Source organism: Tianweitania aestuarii, from assembly GCF_018457165.1.
GTDB classification, from domain to species: Bacteria; Pseudomonadota; Alphaproteobacteria; order Rhizobiales; family Rhizobiaceae; genus Tianweitania; species Tianweitania aestuarii.
The window spans coordinates 1,149,890-1,159,114 of sequence record NZ_JAFMNX010000001.1 but is presented as its reverse complement, the minus strand read 5'-3'; the positions used below and the strand labels follow the sequence as shown (position 1 = coordinate 1,159,114).

Genomic DNA, 9,225 nt, shown 5'->3' with positions numbered 1-9,225 from the left:
ACCTGGTGGTTTGATCAGGCGGTGCAATGGCATCGCGACAAACCGAAGCGACAGTAAGGAGAGACCATGGCGCGTGAAGTCGAGGCTCGGCTCAGGCTTTCCGCCGTTGATCGGACTGCCAAGGCATTCGGCTCTGTTGAAAAGCGCCTGTCCTCTGTCGAGCGTCATGTTGGGCGCGTGAACAAGGCACAGGCTGCCTTTGCCCGTTCGGCAGACGGCATGATGCTGGCTTCGGCGCGGTTCCTTGGCCCCGCAGCACTCGCAGCGGGCGCGGCCGGTTCCTTGCGCCGTTTCGCCAGTGTGGAGCGACAGATCGACAGGATCGGCATCACGGCTGGCGCAACCGCCGACAAGACCAAACAGGCCTTCGGCGTTATCGACAAGGCAGCCAGCGACTATGCCATGGGCCAGGATGAAATCACGTCGGGTCTGGACAGCCTGGTCGCTTCAGGACGGGACCTAGAAAGTGCTCTGTCTTTTCTGCCGTCCGTTGCGGCGACGGCTCAAGCGGCCGGCGCTGACATCGTGTCGATCGCGACCACTGCCGATGCGGTTGGCGCCAACTTCGACATCGCTGGCGACAAGATGCAGAATGCCTTCGACATTCTCGTGGAGGCGGGCAAGCTCGGCAAGTTCGAGCTGCGGGATATGGCGAACTATCTGCCAACGCTGACCCCCGCCTTTGCAGCTCTCGGCTACAGGGGTGAAGCTGCCGTCCGTAAAATCGCCGCTTCGCTGCAGGTCGTTCGCGCTGGTACCGGATCAGCCGAAGAGGCTGCAACGGCATACTCGAACGTGCTGCAGAAGATGGAGACGGAGGAAACAGCAAAACGCTTTTCCAAGTTCGGCATCGACCTGCGCAAGGAAATGGCCAAAGCGCGCAAAGAGGGCAAAGACCTCGTCGACGTGTTCGTCGATCTCAGCGACAAAGCCATCAAGGGCGATCTCTCCAAGCTGCCGCAACTGTTCGGCGACGCTCAGATGATCACCGGTATGCGCGCGCTGTTGAATGGCACTGGCGATCTTGCCGTCTACATGGAGAAGCTTGGCCATGCCACCGGCTCCGTGAAGGGCGATCTGGATCGCATTCTCGATGGCACTCAAGCCCGCATCGATCGAATGGGCACATCCTGGGATAAGCTGATCAAGGCTGTCGGCGGTGGTGTTGCGACCGTCGCAGTTCCTGCAATGGATGCAATCTCGGCGTCGATCGATGATGAAACCGCTTTCAGCGCGGGCATCGATCGCGAAAAGAAGCGCGGAGGAACGGAAGACGCGGCTCTCAGCGCCTATGCCGACAAGTGGCAGAAGATCCACGGCGACCGTTTGCTCGGTAAGTATGCCCGCGAACTCCAGGCTGATTTTCGCAAGGACATGGGCGCCTTCGGTCGTGGCGACCTTGCCAACCCCTATGCTCGGTTAAGCGCCCTGCAGAAGCCGAACAATTCAGCTATGGCGACCAGTCCGGAACTGCCTTCGCGTCGGCAGGACCCGGTGTCGCTTTCAACCGGCGGACCGTCTCAAATGCTGCCAGGATCTGAGGCTCCCAAGCCATTCGTGCGGCCATCTGCTTTGCAAGACATGGCTGCGCAGTATGCAGAATATGCGCGTGGTCGCCAATCGGTACCGTCAGCGATCGCCCGCTATTCGCGCGTGAACCCCGACATCGGTCCGTCGCCGGCTGATGTGAACGCTGCCTTGGTTCGCGCGATGGAGAATGCAGGCCGCCAGCCATTGGCTCCCCGAAGCGTGGATCATTTCCTGTATGGTTCGGCAGCTGAGCCAAACTTCAATGCGAAGGAGCATTTCCGTATCGGTCCGGAAAAAGACCCGGCCAGCGTCGATCCAGACGCTCTTCGCCAAGCTATGGAGGGGGGCGGCTCCAGCGCGCAGCAGAGCATTGAAACCGCCGCGCGGTCGATCAACGAGCAGGCAGAAACTGCAGGCTCTACGTTTGCCAATATGCTTGCAGGCCTTGGCGCCCAGTTTGGACAGGATGCAGGCGCCAGCTTTGGCGCGGCGGCTGCGTCGAGCTTCAGTGCCAATGTGAAGATCCCGCTGCCAAACGGCGGGACAACCACGAGCCGACAGGGATCTGTGAGCCCACCAAGTAGAAATCTTGGTGTCTCCATGCCGGACGTCGGAACACCTGGAGGAAGCCCGTGAGGAACTGGAACCGAGCCTTTCGCCGCGCTTCGTTTCGCGGCGTCCGGTTCTGGGTCGACGATGACGGCCCCCAAAAAGGCAGACGCGTTGCCGTTCACGAGATTTCGGGCGGCGACACTCCTGTCGTCGAAGATATGGGGCGCAGCGCTATCGAGTTTGCAGTGTCTGCCTATCTGGCGAGCGATCTGGCTGATGTAGAAGGCCTTTCGCTTGAGGCGGCATGCAACGCTTACGGTCCGGGGCTGCTGACCCTGCCTATGGATCCTGCGCAGATGGCTCTTTGCATCGGTTGCCGACGTAACCGGGCAAAGGATCGGAACGGGTTTATCGGCTATGACCTGCGCTTCGTGGAGGCTGGTGGTGGCGGCCTTGCCGTGGTGACTGGTCTTCCTGCGTTGCGGGATGTTTTCTCCAGTGGATTGTCCGGCGTCGTGAGCGCCTTGGCAGGAGCATTTCGATGATCTGGCTCGCCGATCTCGTGTCCCGCTTCGTCACAGATCCAGACGACCTAGCTGCCGCCGAGATCCTGTTGGTCGACGTCAATCAGGGGCGGAGTTCACCGGCATCTTCGTTTTTGCAGCTTTGCAGGTTGGTCGGCGAAAGCGCGGCTGATAACGCCGAACTCTTGACTGCCCTTGAAGCTGTCCCTGACGTTTCAACACTGACGCTGCTTGGCCTGCTGGTGATCGCCTGCTTTGCGGCTGTGCGGGCGGAGTATTCTTCCCGCCCTGACGCGCAGGCGGCGCGGGAGAAGCTTGCGGCGCAAGCGGACAATGTTCTCGACGCTGCTGGAACGCTTTTCGGGCCGGTCGTGCATAGCTGGTTGATCCGCCTTGTTGGTGAAGCCGTGGTGCAGATCTCGGCGATCGCCGCGACGCGGGCGCCGCTTGTCCGGGTGGAAACCAACCTGTCTCTGCCTTCCTCGCTGATCGCCTATGACCTTTATGGCGATCCGCAGCGGGGTGCCGATCTGGTTGAGCGCAACCGGAGCCGGACGCCTTTGATCATGCCCGTTGTTCTGGAAGCCGTGTCGAGCTGATCATGCTGGATGTCATCGTCTTGAGTGTGGCTGGGAAACCCCTGCCGCATACGTCTTGTCGTTTAACTGCATCTGCCCAGCAAGCTGTCCGCGAAGCGAGCTTCGAAGTCGCTTGGAACGGACAAGGGTTGCCAAGCGAAGAGGATGCAGCATGCACGGTCACCATCAACGGTGATTTGTGGCTAACCGGGTACGTTGGAGACATCAACTGGTCGCATGATCAGGCGGGCCGAATCTATTCGGTGTCCGTCGTGTCGCGCACCGTGGATGCGACCGAAGCCTCGATCGACCATCCAACCGGCTCGCTTGAAGATTGCGACCTGAAGCAGGTCGCTGACGCTTTCGACACCAACGGCATCGGCATCGAGTGCGATATCGAGACCGAGAAGAAGGCGGTTCACCAAGTCCGCACCGGTGAAACGCTATTCGAGACGCTGGAAACCGATGCGCGCGCGCAAGGCGCTTTGATCTACGACACGCCCAAGGGCAAGCTGAAGATCACGAACAAGCCGGAAGGCCGGCAAAGCGGCGCGCTGGTTCGTGGCGTCAACATCATCAACGCTTCAGGCACGCTGTCGGGGCGGTTCAACTATTCGGAAGTGAAGGTCCGCGGACAGGCGTCCTTCGGCACAAAGGCCACCGTGCTGTCGCCGGAAGCCGAGGCAAAAGGCACTGCGAGCCGGAAGCGGTCGCTGATCATCTACCACGAAGGCGAAGTCACCTCGGGGCGAATGAAGAAGCGGGCGGGCTGGGAAGCGAAGCGCGCGGCCGGTGAAGGCAAGAAGGCGCGCATCCGCACGCCTGGCTGCCGCGACCAGGGCGGCTCGCTTTACAAGCCGAACTTCCTGATCCCGGTGCAGGACGAGTGGGGCGGGCTTGATCAGGACATGATCATTGCCAGCGTCACCTTCGAGCAGGATGGCGAGGGTGGGACGGTTACAAGCCTCGAGTTGAAGGATCCTCGTGCGCTAGGCGGGGAGAACCCGCGCGGCAAGAGCGCCAAGGGCTGGGCCGCTCCGGCGGTGCCGATCCCGACCTTTCGTGAGGACCTATGACGAAGCGCGACGCCGGACTGACCCGCCTTCTGCTCGACGGCAAGGTCATCCACGAGGGCGGACAGCAGTTCTTGGCCGGCAAGGGCATGGCCGGGGAGCACTTCCCGCGTGTTCATCGCGTCGAGCCGCATGGGTTCACGTCCAACCCCGTTGCGGGTGGCATCGCAACCGTGATGCAGGCCGGAGGGCAGCGCGACAGCGTTTATGCCATGGGCGGCGCAAACCCATCGATGGTGCCGCAACTCGATCCGGGTTGTTCGGCGCTTTACGACCAGTTCGGCGGCATCCTGAAGTTCATCACCGCCGGCGCTGTGTTCGACATCGGCAGCCGGACGGCGACCTTCACCATGGGTGGCTGGACGATCAATGCGCCGAACGGCGTGACCATCAACGGCGACCTTCAGGTCAATGGCGACATTCATGCGTCCGGGTCGATCATCGACACGACGGGCAACACCAATCATCACAGCCACTGAGGCAACATGCGTGTCATTCCGCTCGACAAGGCGGCAGAGCCGATCCTTGCGCCCGATCTCGCATGGAATGGCCTGACCGGCGATCTCGCCATCGATGTGGCCAGTGGCGACCTGCGCTCGGCCAATGCGATCGCAACGGCCGTTCTGATCTGCCTGCAAACCGACCGCCGCGTCGACATCAGCGAGTTGCCTGCCGGGGAAACGAACCGTGGCTGGCCGGGTGACGCCTTCGACCTGCAGCCGGGCGATACGCCGCTCGGTTCCAAGCTCTGGCTGCTGCGCCGCCGCGCCTTGAGCGAAGATATCGACATCGAGGCGGAAGATTATGCTCGCGAGGCGATCCAGCCGCTGATCGACCAAGGGCTTGCTGTTCGGCAGGAGGTCAGCGTGGAACGGTTACCTTTGCAGAACCGGTTAATCGTGTCCGTCGCGCTCTACGGGCGCGACGGCAACCGCATCTATCAAGACCAATTTGCCGTGTTCTGGGATCAGTTGAATGCCTCTTGAGACCCGAAGCCTGAATGAGCTCGGCGCAACGATCCGTGGCATGTTTCGGCAGTATCTGCCCGGCACCGATGCCAGCCTGCGCCAAAACTTCACCAGCGTTTGCGCCAAGGTTCTGGCCCTCCTGTCGCGCGAATACGAGCTGCGCCAGGCATGGATCTACAAGCAGCTGTTTCTGACCACGGCAACCGATCTCGACATCGTGCGCATGCATGCCGCCGAGTACCGGATCTTCCAGAAGGCGGCTGCGCCTGCATCCGGCTCGGTCGCTGGCACGGGCAGTCCGAGCCTGACCTATCCTGCCGGCATTCGGTACCTGTCAGCCGGCACGACCTATGTGACCCGCAAGGCATTCACGGCCAATGCGCTCGGCATCTTCTCAGCCGATGTGGCTGCGGAAAGCTCAGGTGTGGCCACCAACCGCGATGCAGGTGGCGTTCTTTCGCTTGCCGACCCGGCGCTTTATCCCGGCCTGTCCGCCACGGCGACGATCGGTGCCGATGGCCTTGGCGGCGGGGCTGATGCGGAGGATATCGAAAGCCTGCGCCGCCGCGCGCTGTCGCGCAAGGCTGCGCCCCCGCAAGGTGGCGCACTGTCGGATTATGAACGGTTCGCCCTTGGCGTTCCCGGCGTTGTGGCCGCCTGGGCGCGGCAGATGTCCAACGATGTCGGCAGCATCGGCGTGTGGACCCTTTTCGCGGATCGGCCGAACGGCATCGCCACGGCCGAGGATGTCGCCGCGGTTGATGATGCCGTGAACGCGCAGCGCCTGATCCGTGGACGCTTCTATGCCGTGGCTCCCCAGCCGGTATCCGTGGATCTGATCATCGCCTTGTCGCCGGACACTGCCTCGACGCGTGCGACGGTCACGGCCGCACTCGTTGCCTTCTTCGACGCCCGCATGCCCGGCAGCCGCATCCGGCCCGGCCTGCCTGGTGAACCGTTTTTGCTTTCAGAGGCATGGATCTCCGAGGCCATTTCGGGGTCGCGTGGTGAAGACAATCACGTTCTCGTCGAACCTGCGGAAACGCTCGCCTTTCAAAGCGGTGAACTGCCGGTGCTCGGCACGATCGGGTGGGTCTGATGTCGGCTTACTGTGTCAACTCGGAATACCCGCTGTTTCTCAGCTATGACGGCAGCCCGGTCGTTTATGTCGATTGCCGAGAACCAGAAAACCGGTTCGAGATCGACACGACCGATGCTTTGTCGAAGCCCGCGGTGGACGATCTTCTGCCGGCTGGCTTGTCCTTATGGCCGCGCGGTGCGGCCTGGGGCACTCCGGACGGGGTCGCGCCGTCGACCGACAGCGTGTTGGCAGGCTTCACCCGCGCGCTGCTTGGCGCGTTCGCCGATCTTTATGCCAGCCTCTGGCAGCTGACCAACGAAAGCCGCTCGCGAACGCTGGTGAACAGTCTCCCGGACTGGGAAGCAGACTTCGCGCTGCCGGAGCCCTGCATTACGGAGCCGCAGACGGAAGCCGAACGGCGGCGGCACCTCGAGCACAAGGTGGCTGCACAAGGCGCGATTTCGCCGGAAGACTTCGTGCGGCTTGCCGCGCAATTCGGGTTCGTGGTCGCGATCGAAGAGCCGGAAGCGTTCCGCTCGGGGACAAGCCGCTGCGGCGAACTGGCTGAAGTTGCCAACGTCGCGCTTGAACAGCAATGGGTGGTGCACGTTCTCGACGTGCCCTTCGAGCAGTTTCAGACGGGCATCGGTGAAGCCGGCGTCACCCGCCTGCTCGATTTCGACATGGGCGATCTTCAATGCCTCTTTCGGCGGGCAGCGCCGGCCTGGACTTATCCGATCTTCTCGGTCGCGCCCTGGCCGACGCCTTACCTTCTGGCCACCGAAAGCGGCGCTGTGCTCATCACCGAAACCGGCGCGAGGCTGATCGCTCCGGCTGTTGCCAACTGACCTCAACAGGATCAAACGCATGAAATACGAGCAGCCGGCCGGAGCGCTTCCGGACGCATCCTATGTCGACGGCAATCGCAGCGCAGGCGTTGTGGGTTCGGTCGTGCCAGCCAAGGCCATCGAAAATCCGATGCGCGAGCTGATCCACCTGATCCTGTATTCCGGCCAGACACCGGATCCTGCGGATCTCGAGCAGGTTCGCAAAGCGATCGCCTTTATGATCGACCAAGCCATCGGGTCGGGCGACCCGATGGACTACCTGCTTCTGGGGCAGGCTCGCACACGCTTGCCGATCTTCCCCGAGGTTTCGACCGCAGACGGCAAGATCAACGTCCTGTCACCAGGCGCGGGAACTGTCGTGGTGCCCGCCGGCGTCTCGTTTCTTCACCGTGGCATCGCACCTGTTTCGACGAGCGATGTTGTTGAAGCGAACCGGACGTTCGCGACGGCTGCCGCCAAGACCTATCATCTGCGCTGGACGCCGGCTGGCTACACCCTGAAGGATGTTGCCGACGCCGCTTACAATCCGACGGCGGTGCCGGAAACCGACGCGCGCTTCGACAGCGGCTATGACGACATGCTGATCGCGCGCGTCGTCACGAATGCCCAGAACGTCGCTGGCATCACGCCGCTGATCAACAAGGATCGGTTGTTCCGCCGAGAAGAGGTCAGCGGCGCGTGCGTGAACCTCAACTTGCCCAACACGCAAAGTTGGGAATTCAGCAGGACATGCACCACTGCGTGGGCACGAACACCGCAAATCGCGGCGATCGAAGGCTCGATCAGTGCAGCGCTGCCTGTTGATGTCAGCGGCATCGACGGTGGCGCGAACGTCATCCGCGATCGCACCGTGACGCGTTACGGCACGTCGGGCGGCATCTTCACGGACTGGGGTCGCAACGACAACATGTCCGGCGTTCAGGGCCGCCTCATCTTCCAGCTGGCGGCCTGACCCATGGCAGATATTCCTCTCAAGACGGCGCTCGATTTGCCGCCGATCGATGCCTCGCCGGCAGCCCTCCTGTTCGGGTTTCTCGGCGGCGTGACCGGCATGATCAGCCTCGAGGATCTGCTTGGGCTGATTACAGCCGATGCGCTTGGCCTCGGCGACGTTAAGGACGATCTCGCGGCACTGGCAACTGCCGTACAAGGCAAGCTGTCCGCGTCTCCCGGTTCGGTCAAGACCGCGAACCTGGATGATGGCGCGGTGACGCTGGCCAAGCAGGCCAGTGTCGCGACGGCGTCGTTTCTCGGTCGAGCCGCGGCGGGCAATGGTGTGCAGGAGGTTCTGTCGGTTGCGCAAGCCGTGGCGCTGCTGGGCTTCACGCAATCGCTGAACGCCAATGGCTACCTGAAGCTGCCCGGCGGCCTGATGATCCAATGGGGCAAGACGGCGGCGATCGGTGACGCTTCGGTGACTTTTCCAGCCGTGTTTCCGAACGCCTGCTACGCGGTTGTTCCGGTGCTCGTTTACAGCGCCAATGCCGCGACGATGATCGTCGGCTGTTCGATCGATGGCGTGACCGCCGCGAAGTTTGATGTCCGATCCCGCTACCAGGGCGTCGGCGGGGAGTCCGGCATCCTAGCGACGCCGATCAACTGGATTGCAGTAGGACGATAAGATGCCGGTTTATGCAAAGTTCGATGCCATCGGGCTGCCGCTCGGGTTCTGGCCCGACGAGATCTATCCCGATGCCGAAGATGGCGCGCCGCATCCCGCCGTTCCGGCCGATGCGGTCAGGATCACCCGGCAGCAGTGGCAAGCCTTTGTCAGCAACAGCGGCGCGCGCCGCTGGGATGACGGGCATGTCGTGCCCTACGAGCCGCCTGCAGCTCCCGAGCCTCCCCTCATCTTGTTTCCGGCTGACCTTTGGCGGCGCACCTCGGATGACGAGGCCGAACAGATCGAAGCGGCTATGAACGCGCAGTCCGCCCGACTGCGCAATCTGTTTCGCACTGCCCAGACCTATCAATCGGACGATCCGCTCTGGCCGGTTCTGCAGGCAGCGGCAACGGACCTTTTCGGTGAAGAGCGTGCGGCGGCCTTGCTGGCGCCGTCAATCTAGGAGGC

11 protein-coding genes are annotated in these 9,225 nt (G+C 62.4%); all 11 read left to right on the top strand.

Annotation, left to right across the window (positions count from 1 at the left end; all coding sequences use genetic code 11):
* Positions 1 to 66 precede the first annotated feature (66 nt).
* The 11 genes from JYU29_RS05665 (at position 67) to JYU29_RS05615 (ending at position 9,220) form a co-directional block, all read left to right on the top strand.
* Positions 67 to 2,166, top strand: coding sequence for a phage tail tape measure protein (locus JYU29_RS05665; protein ID WP_213983728.1), 2,100 nt, complete (start codon positions 67 to 69; stop codon positions 2,164 to 2,166).
* Positions 2,163 to 2,627, top strand: coding sequence for a DNA circularization N-terminal domain-containing protein (locus tag JYU29_RS05660; RefSeq protein WP_213983727.1), 465 nt, complete (start codon positions 2,163 to 2,165; stop codon positions 2,625 to 2,627). Before JYU29_RS05665 ends, JYU29_RS05660 begins: the two co-directional genes overlap by 4 nt.
* Positions 2,624 to 3,205 carry a hypothetical protein gene (locus JYU29_RS05655; protein WP_213983726.1) on the top strand — a complete coding sequence of 194 codons (582 nt, stop codon included), beginning with the start codon at positions 2,624 to 2,626 and terminating at the stop codon, positions 3,203 to 3,205. Before JYU29_RS05660 ends, JYU29_RS05655 begins: the two co-directional genes overlap by 4 nt.
* Positions 3,206 to 3,456: 251 nt before the next feature.
* Positions 3,457 to 4,260 (top strand): phage baseplate assembly protein, encoded by an 804-nt coding sequence (locus JYU29_RS05650; protein WP_213983725.1) that lies wholly within the window; start codon positions 3,457 to 3,459, stop codon positions 4,258 to 4,260.
* Positions 4,257 to 4,736, top strand: coding sequence for a phage baseplate assembly protein domain-containing protein (locus JYU29_RS05645; protein ID WP_213983724.1), 480 nt, complete (start codon positions 4,257 to 4,259; stop codon positions 4,734 to 4,736). The genes JYU29_RS05650 and JYU29_RS05645 overlap by 4 nt, the downstream gene beginning before the upstream one ends.
* Before the next feature lie 6 nt (positions 4,737 to 4,742).
* A complete protein-coding gene (locus tag JYU29_RS05640; RefSeq protein WP_213983723.1) occupies positions 4,743 to 5,243 on the top strand; it encodes a phage GP46 family protein in 501 nt (166 codons plus the stop codon).
* Positions 5,233 to 6,324: a baseplate J/gp47 family protein gene (locus tag JYU29_RS05635; RefSeq protein ID WP_213983722.1), complete on the top strand. Its 1,092-nt coding sequence runs from the start codon at positions 5,233 to 5,235 to the stop codon at positions 6,322 to 6,324. Before JYU29_RS05640 ends, JYU29_RS05635 begins: the two co-directional genes overlap by 11 nt.
* A complete protein-coding gene (locus JYU29_RS05630; protein WP_213983721.1) occupies positions 6,324 to 7,154 on the top strand; it encodes a putative phage tail protein in 831 nt (276 codons plus the stop codon). The genes JYU29_RS05635 and JYU29_RS05630 overlap by 1 nt, the downstream gene beginning before the upstream one ends.
* Positions 7,155 to 7,173: 19 nt before the next feature.
* A complete protein-coding gene (locus JYU29_RS05625) occupies positions 7,174 to 8,106 on the top strand; it encodes a hypothetical protein (RefSeq protein WP_213983720.1) in 933 nt (310 codons plus the stop codon).
* 3 nt (positions 8,107 to 8,109) lie between these two features.
* Positions 8,110 to 8,775, top strand: a complete 666-nt coding sequence (locus JYU29_RS05620; protein ID WP_213983719.1) for a gp53-like domain-containing protein — start codon at positions 8,110 to 8,112, stop codon at positions 8,773 to 8,775.
* A 1-nt stretch (position 8,776) separates the two neighbouring features.
* Positions 8,777 to 9,220 (top strand): hypothetical protein, encoded by a 444-nt coding sequence (locus tag JYU29_RS05615; protein WP_213983718.1) that lies wholly within the window; start codon positions 8,777 to 8,779, stop codon positions 9,218 to 9,220.
* Positions 9,221 to 9,225: the final 5 nt, after the last annotated feature.